Below are 20,642 nucleotides of genomic sequence, written 5' to 3' on the forward strand. Positions count from 1 at the left end.
CGCCTACGTTCTCTGGTGGAAGGTTGACGAGAGGAGTGGGTGATGAGGATCGGGATCGGGTTGCCGGCTGCGGTTCCCGGTGCGGATATGCGACTGCTGGGGGACTGGGCTGCGGAGGCCGAGGCGGCCGGGTTCGACTCCGTCGGGGTGATCGACCGGCTGGCGTACGACAACCTGGAACCACTGACCGCACTGGCCGCGGCGGCCGCCCGTACGACGAGGGTCGAGCTGCTCACCACCGTGCTCAACGTCGGCTGGCGGCGTAACGCCGTACTGCTCGCCAAACAGATGGCCTCGGTCGACCTGCTGTCCGGAGGGAGACTCACGGCCGGGCTCGGCCTCGGTGGTTGGCCGGACGACTACACCGCGAGCGGAGCGCCGAGCGACGGATTCCGCGAGCTGTGGGACGCGACGCTGGACACTTGGCGCGAGGCTTGGGGAGGCAAGCTGACCGGTCAGGGTGGGCCGATGACGCAGCTCCCCGAAGGCCGGCCGGCCCTTCTGTTCGGCGGTCTGGTGCCCGCCGCGTACCGCCGGGCCGCTACCCACGGCGAAGGCTGGGTGGCGCCCCTCTTCGGCACGGCCACGCTGGAGCAGGGTGCGAACGACGTACGAGAGGCTTGGCAAGACGCGGGACGGGCCGGTGAGCCGCGGATAGCCACCGGCCGCTACTTCGCCTTGGGGGCCGACGCCGATTCTGTTGCCGATGACTACATTCGCCACTACTACGGCGATGCCTACTTCGACTTCGCTCGCGCCGACACGCTCACCACGCCGGCCCAACTCCACGATCATCTGGCCGGCCTGCGCGCCGCCGGCGCCACTGATCTCGTGCTCTATCCCGCCTCCGCCAAGCCCGACCAGGTAGCCCTGCTCGCGGACGCCCTCGCCGCGGCCTAGCTGCGGCCGGGTGTGCGGCCGAGTGTTGTTCGGGTCAGCGGTGGCGTCGGTCATCTGGTACTCCGCGAGCGGCTGGAGACCGTTGGGTGCGGCAACATCCGAGCGAGTCGACCAGGTCCAACTGCCGATCACCGACGCCTGCGCGGTGGTAAATGCGAGGCGAAGAGCGTGGGTGGGCTGGGATTATTCGGCGATGGTCAGTGTGGAGGAGATCGGAGACGGGCTCAGGCGGTTGGGGTTGGGGTCGTCGTCGAAGGTGATCGTGCATTCGTCGTTGAAGTCCTTCGGGTACGTCGACGGTGGCGCCGAGGCAGTGTGTGACGCGCTGACAGAGACCTGCGGGACCGTGTTGGCGCCGGCCGGGACCTGGGACCTCACCGGGATCGGCCCGCCGCCCGGGACCCCCCGTCCGCACAACGGCTACGCCCCCGCGCCGACGTGGGAAGCCTTCGACGAAGAACTCGACCGAGCGACCGCTTTCAGCCTGGAGCTCCCGATCGACCGCGAACTCGGCCGCATCCCCGAAACCCTCCGGCTGACGCGCACACCGACACGCACCGCACACCCGTTGTTCTCGTACCAAGCCGTCGGTCCCGCGGCCGATCAGCTCCTGGCAGCCCAACGCTCCGACTGGCCACTCGGCCCGATCGAGGAACTCGGAAGGCTCGACGGTGACGTACTCCTGCTAGGCGTCGGCCACACCGCCAACACCACCATCCACCTGGCTGAACAACTCCTCGGCCGCTCCCGCTTCTACCGCTACGCGAAGACCGGAGAGCGCGTCTGGTCCGAGCTCCCGAACGTCCCCGGCGCCAGCCACGAGTTCGACGCCATCGAGCCCGCCCTGCGATCCGCAACCCGCGAAACCACCATCGGCGCCTGCCGAGCCCGCAAGATCCCAGTCGCCGACGTATTGGCTGCCGCTCGCCGGCTCATCCTCGACGACCCGACCGCCCTCCTCTGCTCCAGCGCCGACTGCAGATGCGCAGCCGCCCGCGACCAACGCCTGGCTACGCTTCGAGGGCGTTGAGATCGCGTTCGGCGTACAACCGGTGTTGCCATTCCTCGTTGAGGATGATGAGGAGGCAGTCGCGGACGGGATAGCTGACGGACGCGGGCCAGCCGGGTTCGGCGACCGGGGTGGTGTCGGCGTCGAGTCGCTCGTCGGTGAGCTCGTCGACGTACCGTCGTACCATCGCCATCCGATCCTTGCGCAGGGCAAGCACTTCGTCCAGTGACGGGCGTACGGCGCGATCCCGCGGAATGCCCGGTACGTCGCCCATCCCGTCGAACGGGAGGTCGAGTGGGTCCCACGGATGCGGATCGCCGAGGATCACTCGCCCGAGCCAGGCGTCGGTCGCGAACACCAGGTGTCGCAGCGTCTGGATGAACGACCACTCGCCGTCGACCGACTCGTGCAGCAGCTCCGGCCGCATCGCCCGTGCCCGCGCGACCGTCCCGTCCCACAGGCGTTCGAGGATGTCCCACGCCGCCCGGAATCCGGCCGGATCGGTCGGCCGCATCTTGGCCCGATCCGGGTAGCGGCGGTCCAGCTCGGCCTCCACCAGCGGCGCGACGTCCACTCCGTTGATGACCACGCCCTCGACGTCGCCGTCGATCGTCGCGTGGCCGAGCTCGACCCCGCGCATCTTCGTCCCGGTCAGCCTCACTTGCTCGAGCCGGGCGTCGCTCAAATCGACGTGCCGGAACAGCGTGCCACTCAGATCCACCCGCTCGATCCGCTTCCCCGACAACCCGTCCGTGAACCCCATGGCCCCCACGGTAGAACAGGTTCCGGACATTCCACTTCCGGAAAGCTGACCTCTGGCTGCGTCGTGCCGGGCGGGTTACATTGCCAGGGCGTGAGGCCTGGGGGAACTGGTCTATCCGCTTGTGGGGGAACAATGCGTGTGTTCCGTCGTGGCGCCATCGGCGCCGTCAGTCTCGCCGCGGCCATCTCTCTGGTCGCCGTCCAACAGGTCCCGGCCGGGGCCGTTCCGATCGAGGATACGTACGCCGATCTGCTGGTCAAGAAGGTCTCCGGACCGAACGTCCAGAAGCACATGGTCGCGTTGCAGGCGATCGCCGACGCCAACGGCGGCACCCGCGCAGCCGGGACGTCCGGGTACGACGCCTCCCGCGACTACATGGCCGAGAAGCTGCGCGCCGCCGGGTACAGCGTCACGCTCGACCCGATCAACTTCGTCGAAGGCTGGGTGGAGAACAGCCCACCCGTCCTGGATCTGGTCGCGCCGACGACCAAGAGCTACGTGCCCAACGAGGACTACTTCACCTTCCAGCCGTCACCCCCGGGTGACGTGACCGCGCAGGTGCAGGGCGTGGATCTGACGCTGCCGCCGACACCGACGCCGACGTCGACAAGCGGCTGCGAGATGTCCGACTTCGCCGGGTTCGTGGCCGGCCGGATCGCGCTCATCCAGCGCGGCACCTGCCCGTTCGCCACCAAGATCCGCAACGCCGGGTTCGCCGGCGCCGGCGGCATCATCGTCTTCAACGAGGGCCAGCCGGGCCGGACTGACGCGTTCCCGCTCAACATCGGCGAGTGGCGGGCCGGCGTCCCGATGGTCTTCGCCGACTTCGCCGTCGGCAACGAGCTGGCCGCGACGCCGGGCGCGACCGTCCGGCTGAAGGTCGACTCCACGCTGACCCTCGGTACCGACCACAACGTCATCGCCGAGACCCGCAAGGGTGACCCGAACAACGTCGTCATGGTCGGCGCCCACCTCGACAGCGTCCCGGCCGGACCGGGTATCAACGACAACGGCTCGGGCACCGCGGCGATCCTCGAGACCGCACTGCAGATCGGGAACTTCCCGGTGAAGAACAAGGTCCGCTTCGCCTTCTGGGCCGCCGAGGAGATCGGCCTGCTCGGGTCCGACCAGTACGTCGAGGGCCTGTCCGCCGCCGAGCGGGACCGGATCAGGCTGTACCTCAACTTCGACATGATCGCCTCACCGAACTACGCCTACAAGCTGTACGACGGCGACAACTCCGACGGGGTCGGCTTCCCGGCCGGTCCGCCCGGATCGGCGCAGATCGAGAGCCAGCTGGCGAGCTTCTTCACCAGCCGCAACCTGGCCACCGTCGGCACCGACTTCGACGGCCGCTCCGACTACGGCCCGTTCATCGCGGTCGGCATCCCGGCCGGCGGCATCTTCACCGGCGCCGAAGGCATCAAGACACCGGAGGAAGCAGCCCTGTTCGGCGGTACGGCGGGAGTCGCGTACGACGCCTGCTACCACCAGGCCTGCGACACCATCGCCAACCCCAACCTCACCGCCCTCGACATCAACTCCGACGCGATAGCGGACTCCACCGCCCGCTACGCCTTCAACCTCACCTCCATCCCGTAACGCAGGTGACCGTGCCTTGGGCCGTCAAGGCCCAAGGCACGGCGCAGGTCGGGGACTAGGCCTAGGATCACGGGCCCGCTGACCTCGGGGTGTGGCACGCTGCCTGGCCAGAGGCGCCCACCTTCGGAGGAGTTGCCGGATGCAAACCGACACGGTTTCGGCCGGCGGTCGTCGTACGACTGGCAGGTCTTTCGCTGTCGTCTGCGCCTGGCATCTGGCGGTGATCGCGGCGTTCGCCCTCTGGGTATGGACCTGGCCCGAGGAGGTCAGCGCCGGCGGCGATCTGGGGATCACCACATCGCGCATGGCCCTCGCCGTGATCCTGACCGTCTTCATCGTGGTCCCAGGCACCAGCCTCAGCTTCGCCATCGGCTGCGGAGTGCTGTTCGTCCTGCGCCGCCGTTGGCCGCGGTCGGGCCTGGTCGTCGGCACCGTCGCCGCGCTGACCGGCATCGCCACTGTCGCCGCAGTGCTGGCGATCTACGCGGTCACCCGCCACTAGCGCCGCCTGGAAATGCGTCGAGGTAGAGGTCACAATCTGGCCGCTATGGCTCTTATTGTCTGAGTATGACGACGAACGAGCAGACCGTGACCGGTGAGCGTGCGGACATTCTCGACTTCCTCACCAAGCACCGCTACTTCCTGCGCTACACCGCGCAAGGCCTCACCGACGAGCAGGCGAACACTCGAAGCACCGTCAGCGCGCTGACCGTCGGCGGTCTGATCAAACACGTCACCGCGGTCGAGCGGTCGTGGGCCGAGTTCGCTCAGGCGGGCGGTGGCAAGGAGGTGCCCGAGGAGACCGAGTACACCCCGGAAATGATCGCCGAGTGGGAGAACCAGTTCCGCCTCACCGAGGGCGAGACGCTGGCCGGCGTACTGGCCGAGTACGAGAAGGTTGCCGCCGCCACCGACGACCTGGTGCGCACCCTCGACCTCGACACCAGCTACGAACTCCCGGCCGCCCCTTGGCAGCCACCGGGCGTGTTCTGGACGGTCCGCCGCGTCTTCCTCCACATCACCGCCGAGACCGCCCAGCACGCCGGCCACGCCGACATCATCCGGGAAACGATCGACGGCCAGAAATCCATGGGCTGACCAACACTCTGCCGTCAAGCCGGACGGATGTTCTTGTTGTGGTGGAAGGCGTTGTCGGGGTCGTACTTGGCTTTGACCTCGGCGAGCCGCCGGTGCGTGTGATCGCCGTACGCCTCTCGAATCCGCCCGGCGTCGTCGTCGGCGTCAAGGAAGTTGACGTAAACGCCCGTGCGGTCCGGTTCGAGGGCGTGGAGGAAACGCCGCGCCCACGCGGTCTCGGCAGCGGAGTGCTCGCCGGACTCCTCGGGCAGCCACACGGCGTCGATGATGATGTTCTGGGCGACGTCGCGACCGGCGAAGGCGGTGGCGTCGCGGGGGACTCGGGCGACGGCGCCACCCATGTGAAACATCGCCGCGTACGACCGAGGCGACGTGGCGGTGTAAGCATGATCGGCGATCGCGGCAATGGCGTTGTCGGACAGGCCGGCCAGGCTCGTGGCTTTCCAGTAGTAGTGCCATCCGTGGAGGACGGTGTCGTCGGTGGCCGTTTGATGGGCGACGTACGGCGTGGGTGCGAGCAGATCCACGAGCGGCGTTCCGTGCCGACGGACGGCCCGCACCGCACGCTCGCCGTCTGCCACGGCGCCGGCGTAACAGCAAATGACGGCGATGGCCGGCCGCCAATGCAGCTCTTCGGGGATGGCTGGTAGCGGGGGCACAGTGCCGACCCTGACCACGCTGCCGAGCTCGTCGGGGGCGTCGGCGGCGAAGTCGCGATAGAAGCGCAGTACGTCGACGGTGTCGTCGGCCGCCCAGAAGACGGGACCGGCGACGACGTCCGGGCCGAGCGGGTGCAGCGCGAACTGGAATGACGAGACGACGCCGAAGTTGCCGCCGCCGCCTCGCAGCGCCCAGAACAGCTCGGGGTGTTCGTCTCTGGACGCCTGTACGACGCTGCCCTCTGCGGTGACCACTTCGGCGGCAAGCAGATTGTCGACACTCAGACCGTGTTTGCGCATGAGGAAGCCGATGCCACCGCCGAGGGTGAGCCCGGCGACGCCGGTGTGGCCCACGATGCCGCCGGTGGTGGCCAGACCGTGGGCCTGGGTCGCGGGGTCGACGTCGCCCCACAGGGCACCACCCCGCACCCGGGCCGTGCGGCGGGCGGGGTCGACCGACACGGCCCGCATCGCTGAGAGATCGATGACGATCCCGTCGTCGCACACCGCCGTACCGGCGACGTTGTGGCCTCCGCCCCGTACGGCGATCTCCAGGTCCTGCTCGCGGGCGAAGCGCACAGCCGCGGCCACGTCGGCGGTCCCGCTGCACCGGGCGATCAGCCGCGGGCGCCGATCGATGGCACCGTTCCACACGGCTCGGGCGGTGTCGTAGTCGGCTTGGTCAGCAGTGATCAGGCGACCCCGGAACCCCTTGATCTCCATGGCGGATACCTCCTCGCTCAGGCCGACGGACTCGGTAGTCGACGGCTCCATCGCATCGCCATCGGCCGCGGCCGTGAAGACAAGAATCTGGACTTCACCACCGAGGGCCGCGGCGCGACACTGGCGTCGTGAGGACATACGGCCAGTACTGCCCCATCTCGCGTGGGGCCGAGATCTTCGCCGAGCGCTGGACGCCGCTGATCATCCGCAACCTGCATTTGGGGTGCGGCAGCTTCAGCGAGATCCTGGAGGGCGCGCCCGGGCTCTCCCGCACACTGCTCGCGCAGCGGCTCAGGCAGCTCGAACGGCTCGGCATCGTCGAGTCAGCACCCAAGGCTGAGGGGCGCGGGCGCCACTACGAGCTCGCGCCGGCGGGTCGAGACCTGTTCAAGGTCTGCGTGTCGCTCGGGGAGTGGGGTGCCGCCTGGCTCGAGATCGCTCCCGAGCACCTCGATCCCTTCGTGGCCCTGTGGTCGATGTGCAACCTGCTCCGGCGCGACCGGCTCCCGGATCGGCGCGTCGTCATCCGCTTCGACTTCACCGGCCGCCGGCGTCCCGAGCGGTACTGGCTGCTGATCGAGCATGGCGACTCCGAGATCTGCAAGACGTACCCCGGCCTCGACGAGGACCTCTACATCACCGCGGAAGCCGAAGCCTTCGTCAAATGGCACGCCGGCCAACTCAGCTGGGCCGAAGCCACCCGCAACCACCGAATCCAACTCCACGGCCCCGCACCACTCGTCCGAGCCTTCCCCACCTGGAACCCCCGCAGCGCCTTCGCCCACATCAAGCCCCTCTCCCACCCCACCCCAACCTCAGCGGCCTGACCCAAGAGTCGGAGGCGGCTGACTGATTGCACCTGGTACGGCGGTGGTGCACCTTGGGAGCTGTGGGGGACAGGTTTCAGGTTTCATGTGGTCGAGGGGGACGGTAGCTGATGGCCGGCCGGCGGCGGGCGTTGATCGTTGCCAACGACGTCTACGAGAACGAAGGGCTCACGCATCTGCTGGCTCCCGGAGCGGATGCGGAGGCGCTGGCCGCGGTTCTCGGTGATCCGGAGATCGGCGGCTTCGACGTACACGTGGTGCGTAACGAGCCGTCGTACGTCATCCAAGGTCAGATCGAGGACCTGTTCTCCGACAGCCGGCCTGAGGACGTACTGCTGCTGCATTTCTCCTGCCACGGGCTGAAGAACGAGTCCGGCGAACTGTTCTTCGCCGCCCCCAACACCCGCCCGAACCGGCTCGGATCCTCGGCGATCTCCGCGGACTTCGTCCAGCGGTGCATGCGGGCGAGCCGGTCGCGCAGCATCGTGCTGCTGCTGGATTGCTGCTACGGCGGTGCCTTCAGCCGCGGCGTGACGGTACGGGCGGCCGGGGACATCAACGTGTTGGACAGTTTCCCCGGCGGAAGGCTGGGCGGCGGGCGCGGGCGGGCAGTGATCACGGCGTCCAGTGCGGTGGAGTACGCCTTCGAGGGAGACCGGCTCGCCGACGACCAGGAGCGGCGGCCGTCGGTCTTCACTTCCGCGCTGGTGGACGGCCTGGCCACGGGTGACGCGGACCGCGACCAGGACGGCTGGGTCTCGCTCAACGAGCTCTACGACTACGTCTTCGACCGAGTCCGGGAATTGAATCCGCACCAGACTCCCAGCCGTGACGTGGAAATGCAGGGTGAGCTGTACCTGGCCCGACGCAGCCGCCCGGTCACCACGCCCTCGCCTCTACCTCCCGACCTGCAAGGCGTGATCGACAACCCGCTCGCCAACGTCCGGGCGGGCGCCGTACAGGAGCTTGCGCGACTGGAGCGCGGAAGCCACGCAGGGCTCGCCCTGGCCGCAAGGCAGGCTCTCGAATCCCTCGCCAACGACGACAGCCGCATGGTGGCGGCCGCGGCTGCGGAAGCTCTCGCCTCGATCCCTTCGTCTCCAGCGGCACCGGCACGGGGACCGGCACAGGCACCGGCACCGGCACCGGCGCCCAGCCCGAGCGGAACGTCGGCCGGTGGTTCTCCGCCGCGACGCCCGACCGGTCAATGGGTCTCCCATGCGTTCCGGCAGCACCGTCGTCTGATCTACGCTGCCGCGGCCGCCGCGGTGCTCGCGATCGCAGCTGTGACTGCCGTCGTCCTGCTCAAGGATCCCGACGCCCCGACAGCAGAGCTACTTCGGCCAGGGGAAGAGTTCACGGCGACTTCCCCGTGGCGGCTCGTCATCCGCGACAACCGCTCAGGCCCTGATGGCTGCGACGTCACCGTGACGAAGGCTGACGGCGGCGAGGAGGTCGCGACACGGACAGACGTCTACGGGGGCAAGTCGTTCCAGTTACGCCTGTCCGGCAAGTTCCGCTGGGAGGCGAACAGCCCAGAGTGCATGGTGTCTCTGAATCCCGGCTTTGGAGAGGCGGAACTGCCTTTCACCCACTACGGCGGCGCCGACACCGACGCCTTCGAAGCCAACGGTCCCGTCGCGGTGGAAGTCCTGCGGTTCTCCCCAGACCCCGAATGCAAGTTCAGCCTGTACGACGCCGAGGACGGCCGGCAATTGGACTCCGGCTCGCTCGCCGAGGGCGGCGGCCGACTGCTCCTGAAGCCCGGTGGGGAGTCCAAGGTCTACATCAACAACTACCACCACTGCGACGCCCGCCTCTCCGCCGGCTGATTCCGTTGTCGACAGCTCGAGGCCACTCTGGACACGACCGCGACCAGCCCAGGGCGGTTAGGGTAGCCTTTCCTGTGTGATCGTCTGCCACTGTGAGGTCGTCAGCGACCGGGAGGTCCTCGAGAGCATCGAGGACGGCGCTCGCACGCTCTCGCAAGTCTGCGGGGCGACCGGGGCCGGGCGGAATTGTGGTGGCTGCGTCTTCTCGTTGAAGCGGTTGTTGTGCCAGCATGGGAGGTCGGTCTCGGCAGCCTCGTTCACGGAGGTGGCAGGTGCAACCGGTTAGCCCACGCGTCGTCGTACTGCTCAACGAGGCGCTCACGCTCGAGTTGACGGTGATCAACGGGTATTTCCTGGAAGCCAGGATGCTCGACAACTGGGGATTCGGCCGGCTGGGAAAGGCCTTCTACGACCTGTCCATCGACGAGATGAACGACGCCGATGCGCTGATCAACCGCATCCTGTTGTTCGACGGTCACCCGAATCTGCAGAAGCTCGGTGCCGTGACAGTCGGTGAGGACGCCCAGGAGATGCTCCGGCTGGGGCTCGAGAGCGAGCATTCCGCGGTGGCGAAGTTCAACGCGGCCGCGAAGGAGTGCCACGACCTCGGCGACCACGGCACCGCCGCCGTGTTCGAGGAGATGGTCCGCGACGAGGAGAAGCACGCGGACTGGTTCGAGAGCCAACTCGACGCGATCGAGCGAATCGGCGCCCAGCAATACCTCGCCCAGCACCTCGAGCCGTCGAAGTCACCAGGCTGAACCGCGAGCTTCCCGGTACGGCGGTGTGAGTACGCCGTACCGGATCAGGCAAGCGCGTCAGGACTGCAGGAAGTCCAGGAGATCGGCGTTGATCACGTCGGCGTGCGTGGTCGGCATGCCGTGCGGGAGGTCCTTGTAGGTCTTGAGGACGCCGTTCTTCAGCAGCTCCGCCGATCGAGGGCCGGAGGCGACATATGGAACGATCTGGTCGTCCTCGGAGTGCATGACCAGCACCGGGATGGTGATCGACTTCAGGTCCTCGGTGAAGTCGGTCTGGGAGAACGCGACGACGCCGTCGTAGTGGGCCTTTGCGCCGCCCATCATGCCCTGGCGCCACCAGTTCGCGATGATCGCCTCGGAGGGCTCCACGCCTGGCCGGTTGAATCCGTAGAACGGTCCCGACGGCAGCGCGCGGTAGAACTCCGAGCGGTTGGCTGCCAGTTGGGCCTGCAGGTCGTCGAAGACCTCCTTGGGCAGGCCGTCCGGGTTGGCGTCGGTCTTGACCATCAACGGCGGTACCGCGCACAGCAGCGCGGCCTTGGCAGCACGGCTCTCGCCGTGCCGGGCGAGGTAATGCGCAACCTCACCGCCACCGGTCGAATGGCCGACATGGATCGCGTCGTGCAGATCGAGATGCTCGACCACCGCGGCCAGGTCGTCGGCGTAGTGGTCCATGTCGTGACCATCGCCGGTCTGCGTCGACCGCCCGTGACCGCGGCGATCATGGGCGACCACGCGATACCCACGCTGCACGAAGAACAGCATCTGATTGTCCCAGTCATCACTCGACAACGGCCACCCATGACTGAAAACGATCGGCTGCCCCTCACCCCAGTCCTTGTAGAAGATCTCGATACCGTCGCTGGTCGTGACAGTTCCCACAGCGGTGCCCCCTTGAAGCACATCCAGTTATAACTCGAACGGCCCAGGGCGCACCCAGGCCCAGATCCCTCCCCAGCGAAACCCTTTGTCAGCAACGGGTTTGGTAGTTCACCACCCCCACGTCACCTTAGCTTCCAGCAGTCGATCTGAGGACCCCCTGGAGTCGAGGTGATCAGCAGGCTCGGCTCATCAGGGCATTGGCGGCTGCGTCGACCTGCTCGGCGGATGCTGTCAAAAGCTTCACCGTCGCGGTCGCGTTCGTCTTCGTCGTGGCTGCGTTCCGAAGCACTTGCCTCGCCCCTGAGAGGCCAGCGAGATCAGGCAGGGTGCCGCCTTGCGCCTGCACGCTCTGAGCGGACTCCTGGATCGAGGTGATCGCGATCGTCAGGTCTTGCTCGGCGCTGGCCAGGTCGGTGGCCGCGGCTTCGAAGTCGGATTGCGTGGCCATGAAGTCGCTGTACGCCGCGCCCTCGTCACTGATCTTCGTGCCGACGTCGATGCACTCCGCCGACTTCACCGCCGCGAGAGCCGCACGTTGTAGCTTCAGAGCCGCCTGCACCTTTCCGACGGCGGCCGTCAGCCCGCCGGCCGACGTTTTGACCGCGCTGGTCCGCCTGGGCACTGTGCCGACGCTCTCGGCGAGCGATTGCTCTTCCCGCGCCAGGGCTTCCGCAGCACTGGCGTCTGCGGCAGCCTGCGCCTGCTCAGCACGATCGGTCGAGACCCGCGTCGCGAGAGCCTCAACTGCACGGTTGTAGGCCTCGATCGTCGACCGATGGTAGGCGACGTTTCGGACCCCACCGCCGGTCTGTGGGACCGCCAGCGTCAACGTGTCGCCTGACAACGTCCCCGTGATCGTGGTGAGCCCATCGACGGTCAGATCCACCGCGCCGTCGGTGAGGTGGCCCCGGATGCTCGCATTCGACGTCTCGGTCGGCGGCCCGTCAGCCTTGTCCGACGCCGAGACCGCTTGATAGGTCCCCGTGAGTACGCCGTCCTCGCCCTCGGCCCACTGAACGATCGAGAGCTGATCCTGCCTGTCCGCGACGAACGTCGCCGGTCCACGATCGCTCGCCGACGTACAGCCGGCCAACAGCACCCCCACCAACACCAGCGGGATCCCCAGCCTCATCCTGCCCCCTCCTCAGCCCACTCTCTGGATCGTCCTGACCCCCTCCGGCGTTACGTCTCACCTGCCTACCCGCCGGCTGACGCCTGGCAAACCGGGTGACCTGGCGATGTCGGAGCGTTAGCCTGCGAGCGTTTGGATGCCGGGAGTGGGAGGGGTTCTCGTGGGCGGTTACGCGATCAGGGCGCTGCGGGACGACGATCCCGAGGTGATCTCTGGGGCGATGACCGCAATCGGCTGGACCAAGCCGGTGTCGCAGTACGAGAAGTATCTGGCGGAGCAGTGGGCCGGGGTGCGTAGCGTGCTGGTGGCGACGGTTGACGACGAGTACGCCGGATACGTCACCGTGCGGTGGGAGTCGCCGTACAAGCCGTTCGACGGGATCCCGGAGATCCAGGACTTCAATGTGCTGCCGAAGTTCCGCCGGCGGGGGATCGGTACGGGGCTGATGGACGCGGCCGAGGCGCTGGTTGCCGAGCGGTCCGATGTGGTCGCGATCGGCGTCGGCCTGTACGCCGATTACGGTACGGCGCAACGGATGTACGCACGTCGTGGCTACATCCCGGACGGCCGCGGGCTCCTCTACAACCTCGAGCAGGTCCCGCCGGGCGAGCTGGTCCGAAACGATGACGACGCCATCCTGATGTTCACCAAGTCCCTGCGCGACTGATGCACCTCAGCGGCTATTCATCGGGCCTAGGATGACGCGGTGAAGTTCGTGATGGTGCCGGGTGGCTGGCAAGGCGGATGGGTGTTCGACTCGGTGGCCGCCGAGCTTCGCCAAAACGGTCATCACGTCGAGGCGGTGACCCTGTCAGGGTTGGAGTTGGACGGTCGAGTCGATGTGGACCGTCCTCCGAACCTCGACACCCATATCGACCAGGTCGCCGAGATCATTGACCGTAGCGACGGAACGCCCCTCGCGCTGTGCGGGCACAGCTACGGCGGGATGGTGATCGCCGGTGTCGCGGACCGGCTCGGCGACCGCCTCGATCAGCTCGTCTTCATCGACGCTTACGTCCCGGACGACGGGGATTCGTGCTGGTCTTTGACCAGCGACACCTTCCGGGAGCTGTTCATAGCCGGCGCCCGCGCGGACGGTCGATGGGTCGCAGTCCCCGATGGGCTCGACCCTCGCGCGCGCCCGCACCCACTGCCGAGCTTCGTCCAGACGATCAGCCTGGGAGCCAACCCCAGCCACACGCCCGGCCGAACATTCATCAGCGGCGGCGCGTGGCCGGGAAGCCCGTTCGTGCCCCTGACCGAACAGCTACGCAACGACCCAGCCTGGCGGGTCCACGAAATCCCCGTCGGCCACAACATCGCCCGCCGAGACCCACACAGCCTCGCCGCCGCCCTCAACGCCCTGCCACCGGCTACCAGGAATCCGGAGGAGCAGACCTGATGCCTGCTCCTCCGCAGTACTAGTGCCGCGTCAAGGAAAGTTGGGGTCGTAACCCGTTCCACCTGACCTGGCCCGGCACGCGTGTTTCAGCCGCGGTGCCGCTCGGTGAGGGACAAATCGACAGGACGTATACGCCCACTGCCGACCACTCCCCGGCTGAACCCACCGGGTATCCGACTCGATTGCCGGACACCTCCTGTCGAACTGCACCAATCAGACCGGACCAGTGACAACCTCAACCTTTCTGGATGCGGCACTAGTGCCTCAACTAGGCGATAGAAGGCGCGGGTGGCAAGGTGCGTGCTGCTTGGCCCGGTTATTCGCCGTCCAGCCAGGCGTTGGTGCGGGAGGCGTGGACTGCGCTGGTGAAGGCGACCGGGATCCTGCCGTACGACGTGATCGCGGTCGCCGTGCCATTGGCCCTGCTGAAGGCGTACTGGTAGCCGGAGTCGGTGTTGTGGTCGATGCCCACGACGACGGACCCGTAGTTGTTGCCGCAGTGCTCGATCAGGAGCGACTCGAAGGAGGACCAGCCGGACCTGCGGATCAGCTTGACGACCGGCTTCGCTGTCGCGGTGGTCGGGATGTGGATTGTGTAGAGCGCCCCGGCGGTGGTCGTCATCAGGAGCGTGTCGTACGTCGGCTGTTGGCTGATCATCGCCATCGCCTTGAAGCTCTTGAACCCACCGAACGAGCCGTACGCCTTATAGCCGGTACCGTTCGCCGCGTACCGGTAGAGGTTCCCGTTGGTGTTCAGGCCGTACAGGAACGAATGCTTGCGACCCAGCGGGTCGGTGTAGTTCGACGTGGCGATCGACTTGAAGCTCGTCCACCCGCCGCCGAGCTTGGTCGCGGTCACCCGTGCCCGGCTACCCGGCGGGGTGATGGTGGAGTGCCGGTACAGGTTCCCGCCCTGCAGCAGCATCCCATAGGAGTACTGCTCACCCTGACGCGTCGTCGACATGTACCAGGTGGACATCGCCCGGACCGGCACGAACTGCGCAAGCTGATAGCGATCCCAGACTCGCGGCGGCCTTGCAGCGAGGATGTCAGCCTCCTGCACGGCGTTCGCACTGTCAGTCCAAACAATCCGATTGATGCACGGCACCGAATCGGCAACAGCAGCCTGCGCCGGCCCTGGCAACCCGCTGGCCACCAACACTCCAACCCCACCCAGAACCAACCCGAGTCGCCGCACGCCCTTCCGCCCCATCCTCCACAATCCTCAACCCCGGACCGCAGACGATAGCGCCCCCTCCGGACCAAACCGCCATCCTTTGCCACTTCCTGCAAACGAAAGCGGCCCCCACCAACCGGTGTGGGGGCCGCCGTCAAGAGACGTACTGGCCCGGCCAGGGATTTCAGAAGACGTGGATCGGGCGGAGTTCGATGGTTTCGCCGGGGCCGGCGAAGGTTTGGGCTACGGCGTCGGCGCGGTCCGAGGTGTCGACGTCGATGAGGAAGAAACCGGCCAGGTGTTCCTTCGACTCCGAGTACGGGCCGTCGGTGACGACCGGGCGGCCGGAGTAGCGGTAGAGGCGGGACGTTGCCGGGTCGCCCAGGGCCTCGCCGCCGAGCAGTTCGCCGTTGGCCTGGAGCTCGCTCAAGAGCTTCTCGAAGTCCGAGTTCAGCCGGTCGCGTTCGGCCTTGGGGAGGGCCTGGTGCTCGGCCACGGTGTCGCCGGTCGGGTGACCCCACGGCTGCGGGCTGGAGTGGATCAGTACGACGTACTTCATCAGAGATCCCTAACGTCGGAGCAGCCGCTGGTCGGCCCTCTCGCAGCTACATCGGGGCCGACCCACGACTCTCGACATTCCAGCCGTTCAGCAGGTCCTCGAACGGCTCGCTCGGCTCACTCGGGGAACGGTACGCCGGTGTTGCTGTGGCAGCGGTAGCCGTTGGGGTTCTTGTGGAGGTACTGCTGGTGGTAGGGCTCGGCGTAGTAGAAGGTGGTGGCGGGGGCGATCTCGGTGGTGATGTCGCCGTAGCCGAGGGGCTTGATGACGGGGGCATAGAGGTCTCGGGTGCGCTCGGCCTCGGCGCGCTGGGCGTCGGTGGTGTAGTAGACGGCCGAGCGGTACTGGGAGCCCAGGTCGTTGCCCTGGCGCATGCCCTGGGTCGGGTCGTGGGTTTCCCAGAAGACCTTCAGCAGGTCGGTGAAGGTGGTCTTGGCCGGGTCGTAGACGATCCGGACCGCCTCGGTGTGGCCGGTGCCGCCGGTGCAGACCTCCTCGTACGTCGGGTTGGGCGTGTACCCACCCGCGTAGCCGACGGCGGTCGTGTAGACCCCGGGCTGCTGCCAGAAGATCTCCTCGGTGCCCCAGAAACACCCGGTGCCGAACCAGACCTCCTCGAACCCCTCGGGCGCGGCGGCGGTCTGCGGCGTACCGAGAACAATGTTCTCGTCCGGTACGGCGAAACCGGGCGAAGGCCGGCCGGGCAGAGCGGCCTCGGGCTCGACCAGGGCTGTGTTGCGCTTGAAGAACGACATCTCACGCCTCTCGCAGAATGACTCTCATAGTCTCCCAACGCCGCCCTAAGGGCGAACCTTCCCCCACCCGATTACGGGAAGCGAACGTCAGGCGATCATGGTGGTGGGGCGGCGTAGTGGGGGGCCTGTCGTCAGGGCGGCGTACGACGTGGCCAGTTTGCGGACGCCGTCACGCAATGCATCCGGGTCCAGGGTGAAGGGGAGGCGGATGAAGGATTCCAGGCCGCCGTCGGGGGAGAAGCGGGAGCCGGCGACCAGGAGTACGCCGTTGCGTTGCGCCACGCCGACCAGCGACGACCCGACCGGCTCAGGCAGCTCGCACCACAGCGACAACCCACCGCCCGGCATCTGGAATCGCCACGACGGCAGGAACTCGGACAGTGCCGAAGCCAACGCGTCGCGCCGCCGGGCGAGCTCGAGCCGGCGCTCGGGCAGGATCTCCGACCGCCGTCGCAGCAGGCTCGCGACCACCAACTGCTCCAGCACCGGCGCCCCCAGATCCATCGACGCGCGCGCGTCCAGCACCCGGGCGACCAGCGTCTCCGGCACGCGCATCCACCCGATCCGCAGCCCGCCCCAGAACGACTTGCTCACCGAGCCGACTGTGATCACCCCGGCCGGGTCGTATGACGCGAACGGCGGCGGCATCTCCTGCCCGTCCAGCGACAGCTCGAACAGTGTCTCGTCCACGATCGCCGTCGTCCGGCTGCGGGCGAACGCGATCGCCAGCCGCTGCCGATCGGTTGCCGGCATCAACCATCCGGTCGGGTTCTGGAAATCCGCCACCAGCCAGGCAGCGCGCGGCGACGACTGCCTGATTGTTGCCTCCAGCAAAGGAAGGTCCCAGCCGCCGGGATTCATCGGTACGGCGACCACCCGGCAACCGCTGCGCCGGATCGAATCCACCGAGTTCGGGTGGGTCGGGCTCTCGGTCAGCACCCGGTCGCCGATCTGGGTGAACGCCCGGACCGCGATCGACGTCGCCGCCAAGGCGCCCGCGGTCACGATGATCTGGTCCGGAGACGTCGGCAGCCCGCGTTCCTCGTAGGCGGCCGCGATCTCCTCGCGTAGTACCGGCAGACCCTGCGGGTGATACCCGGGTGTCGCCAGGTGCACCGGCAGGTCGGCCGTGGCTTCGGCCACCGCCGCGGTGATCCCTGGTACGGCGCTAGGCGCGGCGCAGGTGAAGTCGTACAGGCCGTCGGTGTCGATCCCCGGAGCGTGGTGCCGGCCGAGCTCGGGCTCGATCTTCGACGGGAGAGCGGTCACACTTCCCGAGCCGCGGCGCGACAGTAGATAGCCGCTGTCGCGCAGCTCGCGGTACGCCGAGGCGACCGTCGTACGGCTGACTCCGAGCGCGTCCGTCAACTCGCGCTCACTCGGCAGCCGCGAGCCGGGCATGATCCGCCCGTCCGCGATCAGCAGCCGGAGCCGCTCCGCCAGCAGCCGGTACGCCGGTCCGGCGCCGTCGGACCAGGAGCCGAGCAGGCCGGACAGTGTGCTCGCCGGAAGGTTCATGCAGTCCACTATCCCTCAATTGGCTATCGAATACCAGGCCACTTACCCGCAGACTGAAACGTGTGACCGCCACTTCCGCAGCCCCACCCCGCCAACTCGCCGCGCTGAACCCGATCCAGCAGCTGAAAGCAGGCCACCTTCCCCGTCGCCTGGTCCAGCTGTACGTCGGCCTGACCCTGTACGGCGCCTCGATGGGCCTGATGATCCAGGGCAACCTCGGCCTGGACCCGTGGGATGTCCTGCACTCCGGCATCACCCAGCACCTGCCGCTGAGCTTCGGCACGGTGGTGATCGCGATGAGCTTCGTCGTCCTGCTGGCCTGGATCCCGCTGCGCCAGTGGCCCGGGCTCGGCACGATCAGCAACGCGATCGTGATCGGCCTGGTGACGGACCTGACGCTGGCCACGGTCGATCGGCCGGATGAGCTCTGGCTCCAGATCGTGTTCATGGTCGCCGGTGTTGTGGTCAACGCGCTCGCGGGTGCGCTCTACATCGGCGCGCAGTTCGGCCCCGGTCCGCGCGACGGTCTGATGACAGGTCTGGTACGACGTACCGGCCTCAGCGTCCGCCTGGTCCGGACGACGATCGAGGTGACCGTGCTCGCGGCCGGATTCCTGCTGGGCGGCGTGATTGGCATCGGAACCGTCGTCTACGCCCTCTCGATCGGACCACTCGTCCACTTCCTCCTCCCGATCTTCACGGTCCGCTTGAAGACCGCTGAATAGAACCGCTGGTCAAACAGCTTCTGAACAGATGAACGGGTCCCGGGTAGTTGGCCCGGGACCCGTTCGTTTCGCAGGACCCCTCAGCCTGCGGACTTGGACGATCAGCCGACGGGTTCCAGCTGACGTTCCTCGGGTGCCGTCGACCCCGACTTGATCCGGCGCGGCCACCAGGCCCGGTGTCCGAGCAGTGCGGTGACGCTCGGGACCAGGAAGATCGACATCAGGAACGCGGAGATCACGATGCCGGCCGCGACCGAGAAGCCCATCTCGGTGAGCAGCGCCATCCCGGCCAGCATCAGCGACGAGAACGTGCCGGCCAGGATCAGCCCGGCCGCCGCCACCGACGGACCGCCGTGCTCGATCGCCAGGTCGGCGGCCTCCCGCGGCTCGGTGCCGTGCTCGGCCTCCTCCCGCAGCCGCGCGATCATCAGGATGTTGTAGTCGGTGCCGATGGCAACGACGAACAGGTACAGCATGATCGGCAGCGAGAACGTCACCCCCGCGTGCCCGGCGATGCCCTGGAACACGAACACCGTCGCGCCGATCGAGCTGAAGAAGCTCAGCACCACCGCGAGCATCAGCACGATCGGGGCCAGCAGCGACCGCAGCAGCAGCGCCAGGATGATCGCGATCAGCCCGCCGGCGACCGGGAAAATGACCGAGAGATCCCGGCTGTTCGCGTCCCGGATGTCGGTGTAGCTCGCGGTCACCCCACCGAGCAGCGCGGTTGTCCCGTCCGGCGCGTCGGCGTGCGCGGCGTCGCGCAACTTCCCGTCGACGAGATCCAGTGCCGACGTCGCGTACGGCGGGTCATCCAGTACGACGTTGATCTGGGCAACCGTCTTGTCCGGGTTGAGCAACGCCAGACTGCCGTCCGCACCGGCCGGGAGCACGGCACCGACACCTTCCACCTTGGCGAGCTTCCCGGCGTACGTCGTGAGCTCGGCCGGATCGAGCGCCGTACCGTCGGTGCTGCGGACGTAGACCGTGGTGGGGTTGAGCGCGCCGGCCGGGAAGCCGGCTTGCAGGTCCTTGATGGCGCGGGAGGATTCGGTGCCGTCGGGGAGTTGGCTGAACGCGTCGTAGTCGACCTTCATCCCCAGCGTGCCGAGCGCAAGCGCGACCATGATGCCGCCGGAGGCCAGCGCGACCAGGGCCGGGCGCCGCGCGGTGAACCTGCCGAACCGCTTGAACATCGCGCCCTTCGGCGTCTTCTGCCAGGACTTCGACGGCCAGAACACCTTCGGGCCTAGCAGTGAAACGACGGCCGGAATCAGGGTGATCGCCGCGAACGCCATCACGGCCACTGCGATCGCCAGGCCTGGGCCGAGGCTCTTGAACCCACCGAAGACGGCCAGCAGGAGTGCGCTGAAGGAGACCACGATCGCACCGGCCGCGGAGACGATCACCTCGGCGACGCGAGCGGTCGCGTTGACCAGAGCCTCCTTCGGCTGCTCGCCGGCGCGAAGGCGTTCCCGGAAGCGGAACAGCAGGAACAGGATGTAGTCCGTCCCGACGCCGTACAGCACGACAGTCAGGATGGTCTGCAGATCCTGGGTCACCTGCAGGTCGAACGCCTTCGCGGCGAGTGCGATCAGCCCGGGTGCGATCGACGCGACCAGACCGACCGTGAGGATCGGGAGGAACGCGGCGACCGGGCTGCGGTAGATGACGAGCAGCAGGCCGATGATCAGGACGACGGTCGCGATACCGACCACCACGAACGCGTTCTCGAAGGCGTCCTGGTTGTCGAGATACAGCGCGGCGTCGCCGGTCACGCCGTACTCGAGATCGTTGCCGGACAGGGCCGGGCCGGTCACGTCGCGGATCGTCTGGACCGCGTCCAGGACGGCCTGGTCGTCGGGCAGGCCCTTGAGGCCGACGCTGACGATCTGGACCTGCTTGTTCGGCGAGACCGCCTGCGGACCGGTGATAGCGCCGGTGACGCGGTCGATCTTCGCGGCGGTGATCTTGTTGGCGAGTTCGGTCACCTTGGCCTGGTCGGCCGCGGTCAGCTCGCCGCCCGCGCTGCGCTTGACCACGATGCTCGCGGTCGCGTCGTTGGTCTGCCCGAAGGCGTCCGCGGCCAGCTTCTGCGCCTGCACCGACTCGTACTTGTCGGGCAGGAAGGCTGCCTGGTCCTTGTTCGTCACGTCGGCGAGTGTCGGCGCGAAGGCGAGCACGGCGACTGCCGCGATCACCCAGGCGGCGATCACCTTCCACGGGTTGTGGACGACGAATCGTCCGAGTTTGGTGAACACCCCGAGCCCCTCCTGAGGATCTGTCTACCTGCCGGTCAGTTGGTAGACTACCTGCCG

The 20,642-nt window shown here is 67.6% G+C and carries 21 protein-coding genes; 12 read left to right on the plus strand and 9 right to left on the minus strand.

Going from position 1 to position 20,642, the window contains the following annotated elements; translation table 11 throughout:
• The first annotated feature begins 42 nt into the window (after window positions 1–42).
• Window positions 43–900: an LLM class flavin-dependent oxidoreductase gene (locus tag V9K99_RS20170; protein ID WP_337001330.1), complete on the plus strand. Its 858-nt coding sequence runs from the start codon at window positions 43–45 to the stop codon at window positions 898–900.
• Window positions 901–1,072: 172 nt separating this feature from the next.
• Window positions 1,073–1,930, plus strand: coding sequence for an AAC(3) family N-acetyltransferase (locus V9K99_RS20175; protein ID WP_337001331.1), 858 nt, complete (start codon window positions 1,073–1,075; stop codon window positions 1,928–1,930).
• Here V9K99_RS20175 and V9K99_RS20180 read toward each other — a convergent pair.
• On the minus strand, window positions 1,911–2,672 hold the full coding sequence (locus V9K99_RS20180) for a DinB family protein (protein WP_337001333.1): 762 nt from the start codon (window positions 2,670–2,672) through the stop codon (window positions 1,911–1,913). The two genes, V9K99_RS20175 and V9K99_RS20180, sit on opposite strands and share 20 nt — an antisense overlap.
• Before the next feature lie 132 nt (window positions 2,673–2,804).
• Between V9K99_RS20180 and V9K99_RS20185 the strand changes: the two genes are divergently transcribed.
• From V9K99_RS20185 to V9K99_RS20195, 3 genes are all read left to right on the plus strand, one after another.
• On the plus strand, window positions 2,805–4,274 hold the full coding sequence (locus V9K99_RS20185; RefSeq protein ID WP_337001335.1) for a M28 family metallopeptidase: 1,470 nt from the start codon (window positions 2,805–2,807) through the stop codon (window positions 4,272–4,274).
• Between the two features lie 139 nt (window positions 4,275–4,413).
• A complete protein-coding gene (locus V9K99_RS20190) occupies window positions 4,414–4,776 on the plus strand; it encodes a hypothetical protein (RefSeq protein WP_337012660.1) in 363 nt (120 codons plus the stop codon).
• 65 nt (window positions 4,777–4,841) lie between these two features.
• Window positions 4,842–5,372 (plus strand): DinB family protein, encoded by a 531-nt coding sequence (locus V9K99_RS20195; protein ID WP_337012658.1) that lies wholly within the window; start codon window positions 4,842–4,844, stop codon window positions 5,370–5,372.
• 14 nt (window positions 5,373–5,386) lie between these two features.
• On the opposite strand, the gene V9K99_RS20200 is transcribed toward V9K99_RS20195, so the two are convergent.
• On the minus strand, window positions 5,387–6,805 hold the full coding sequence (locus tag V9K99_RS20200) for an FAD-binding oxidoreductase (protein WP_337012656.1): 1,419 nt from the start codon (window positions 6,803–6,805) through the stop codon (window positions 5,387–5,389).
• A 77-nt stretch (window positions 6,806–6,882) separates the two neighbouring features.
• On the opposite strand from V9K99_RS20200, the gene V9K99_RS20205 reads away from it, so the two are divergent.
• The 4 genes from V9K99_RS20205 (at window position 6,883) to bfr (ending at window position 10,174) form a co-directional block, all read left to right on the plus strand.
• The gene (locus V9K99_RS20205; RefSeq protein ID WP_337012654.1) at window positions 6,883–7,581 is read left to right on the plus strand and encodes a winged helix-turn-helix transcriptional regulator; all 699 of its coding nucleotides are present in this window, start codon (window positions 6,883–6,885) and stop codon (window positions 7,579–7,581) included.
• Window positions 7,582–7,691: 110 nt separating this feature from the next.
• A complete protein-coding gene (locus tag V9K99_RS20210; protein ID WP_337012652.1) occupies window positions 7,692–9,413 on the plus strand; it encodes a caspase family protein in 1,722 nt (573 codons plus the stop codon).
• A 76-nt stretch (window positions 9,414–9,489) separates the two neighbouring features.
• On the plus strand, window positions 9,490–9,699 hold the full coding sequence (locus V9K99_RS20215) for a (2Fe-2S)-binding protein (protein ID WP_337012650.1): 210 nt from the start codon (window positions 9,490–9,492) through the stop codon (window positions 9,697–9,699).
• On the plus strand, window positions 9,686–10,174 hold the full coding sequence (gene bfr / locus V9K99_RS20220) for a bacterioferritin (RefSeq protein ID WP_337012648.1): 489 nt from the start codon (window positions 9,686–9,688) through the stop codon (window positions 10,172–10,174). The genes V9K99_RS20215 and bfr overlap by 14 nt, the downstream gene beginning before the upstream one ends.
• A gap of 57 nt (window positions 10,175–10,231) precedes the next feature.
• Here the strand turns inward: bfr and V9K99_RS20225 are convergent, their stop codons facing one another.
• Together V9K99_RS20225 and V9K99_RS20230 are read right to left on the minus strand one after the other, a co-directional pair.
• Window positions 10,232–11,056, minus strand: coding sequence for an alpha/beta fold hydrolase (locus V9K99_RS20225; protein ID WP_337012646.1), 825 nt, complete (start codon window positions 11,054–11,056; stop codon window positions 10,232–10,234).
• Window positions 11,057–11,228: 172 nt separating this feature from the next.
• A complete protein-coding gene (locus V9K99_RS20230) occupies window positions 11,229–12,188 on the minus strand; it encodes a hypothetical protein (protein ID WP_337012644.1) in 960 nt (319 codons plus the stop codon).
• Between the two features lie 160 nt (window positions 12,189–12,348).
• On the opposite strand from V9K99_RS20230, the gene V9K99_RS20235 reads away from it, so the two are divergent.
• Complete coding sequence (locus tag V9K99_RS20235) at window positions 12,349–12,855, plus strand: GNAT family N-acetyltransferase (RefSeq protein WP_337012642.1); 507 nt, start codon at window positions 12,349–12,351, stop codon at window positions 12,853–12,855.
• A 39-nt stretch (window positions 12,856–12,894) separates the two neighbouring features.
• Entirely contained in the window at window positions 12,895–13,590 is a 696-nt protein-coding gene (locus V9K99_RS20240) for an alpha/beta fold hydrolase (RefSeq protein ID WP_337012641.1), read from the plus strand.
• 316 nt (window positions 13,591–13,906) lie between these two features.
• On the opposite strand, the gene V9K99_RS20245 is transcribed toward V9K99_RS20240, so the two are convergent.
• From V9K99_RS20245 to yczR, 4 genes are all read right to left on the minus strand, one after another.
• Complete coding sequence (locus V9K99_RS20245) at window positions 13,907–14,653, minus strand: hypothetical protein (protein WP_337012639.1); 747 nt, start codon at window positions 14,651–14,653, stop codon at window positions 13,907–13,909.
• A 298-nt stretch (window positions 14,654–14,951) separates the two neighbouring features.
• Window positions 14,952–15,326: a YciI family protein gene (locus V9K99_RS20250; RefSeq protein ID WP_337012637.1), complete on the minus strand. Its 375-nt coding sequence runs from the start codon at window positions 15,324–15,326 to the stop codon at window positions 14,952–14,954.
• Window positions 15,327–15,442: 116 nt separating this feature from the next.
• On the minus strand, window positions 15,443–16,081 hold the full coding sequence (gene msrA / locus V9K99_RS20255) for a peptide-methionine (S)-S-oxide reductase MsrA (protein ID WP_337012635.1): 639 nt from the start codon (window positions 16,079–16,081) through the stop codon (window positions 15,443–15,445).
• Between the two features lie 87 nt (window positions 16,082–16,168).
• A complete protein-coding gene (gene yczR / locus V9K99_RS20260; protein ID WP_337012633.1) occupies window positions 16,169–17,599 on the minus strand; it encodes a MocR-like transcription factor YczR in 1,431 nt (476 codons plus the stop codon).
• A 62-nt stretch (window positions 17,600–17,661) separates the two neighbouring features.
• On the opposite strand from yczR, the gene yczE reads away from it, so the two are divergent.
• On the plus strand, window positions 17,662–18,324 hold the full coding sequence (gene yczE, locus V9K99_RS20265) for a membrane protein YczE (RefSeq protein ID WP_337012631.1): 663 nt from the start codon (window positions 17,662–17,664) through the stop codon (window positions 18,322–18,324).
• Between the two features lie 101 nt (window positions 18,325–18,425).
• Here the strand turns inward: yczE and V9K99_RS20270 are convergent, their stop codons facing one another.
• Window positions 18,426–20,585 carry an MMPL family transporter gene (locus V9K99_RS20270; RefSeq protein ID WP_337012629.1) on the minus strand — a complete coding sequence of 720 codons (2,160 nt, stop codon included), beginning with the start codon at window positions 20,583–20,585 and terminating at the stop codon, window positions 18,426–18,428.
• Window positions 20,586–20,642 lie beyond the last annotated feature (57 nt).

Source organism: Kribbella sp. CCNWLW201 (assembly GCF_037203805.1).
Classification (GTDB): Bacteria; Actinomycetota; Actinomycetes; order Propionibacteriales; family Kribbellaceae; genus Kribbella.

Excerpts from the sequence above, each read along its gene's own strand:
- V9K99_RS20210 (WP_337012652.1), top strand. The coding sequence starts at position 7,692 with ATGGCCGGCCGGCGGCGGGCGTTGATCGTTGCCAACGACGTCTACGAG.
- V9K99_RS20185 (WP_337001335.1), top strand. The coding sequence starts at position 2,805 with ATGCGTGTGTTCCGTCGTGGCGCCATCGGCGCCGTCAGTCTCGCCGCG.
- msrA (WP_337012635.1), bottom strand. The coding sequence starts at position 16,081 with ATGTCGTTCTTCAAGCGCAACACAGCCCTGGTCGAGCCCGAGGCCGCT.
- V9K99_RS20180 (WP_337001333.1), bottom strand. The coding sequence starts at position 2,672 with ATGGGGTTCACGGACGGGTTGTCGGGGAAGCGGATCGAGCGGGTGGAT.
- V9K99_RS20230 (WP_337012644.1), bottom strand. The coding sequence starts at position 12,188 with ATGAGGCTGGGGATCCCGCTGGTGTTGGTGGGGGTGCTGTTGGCCGGC.
- V9K99_RS20200 (WP_337012656.1), bottom strand. The coding sequence starts at position 6,805 with ATGGAGCCGTCGACTACCGAGTCCGTCGGCCTGAGCGAGGAGGTATCC.
- V9K99_RS20195 (WP_337012658.1), top strand. The coding sequence starts at position 4,842 with ATGACGACGAACGAGCAGACCGTGACCGGTGAGCGTGCGGACATTCTC.
- V9K99_RS20170 (WP_337001330.1), top strand. The coding sequence starts at position 43 with ATGAGGATCGGGATCGGGTTGCCGGCTGCGGTTCCCGGTGCGGATATG.
- V9K99_RS20250 (WP_337012637.1), bottom strand. The coding sequence starts at position 15,326 with ATGAAGTACGTCGTACTGATCCACTCCAGCCCGCAGCCGTGGGGTCAC.
- V9K99_RS20190 (WP_337012660.1), top strand. The coding sequence starts at position 4,414 with ATGCAAACCGACACGGTTTCGGCCGGCGGTCGTCGTACGACTGGCAGG.
- yczR (WP_337012633.1), bottom strand. The coding sequence starts at position 17,599 with ATGAACCTTCCGGCGAGCACACTGTCCGGCCTGCTCGGCTCCTGGTCC.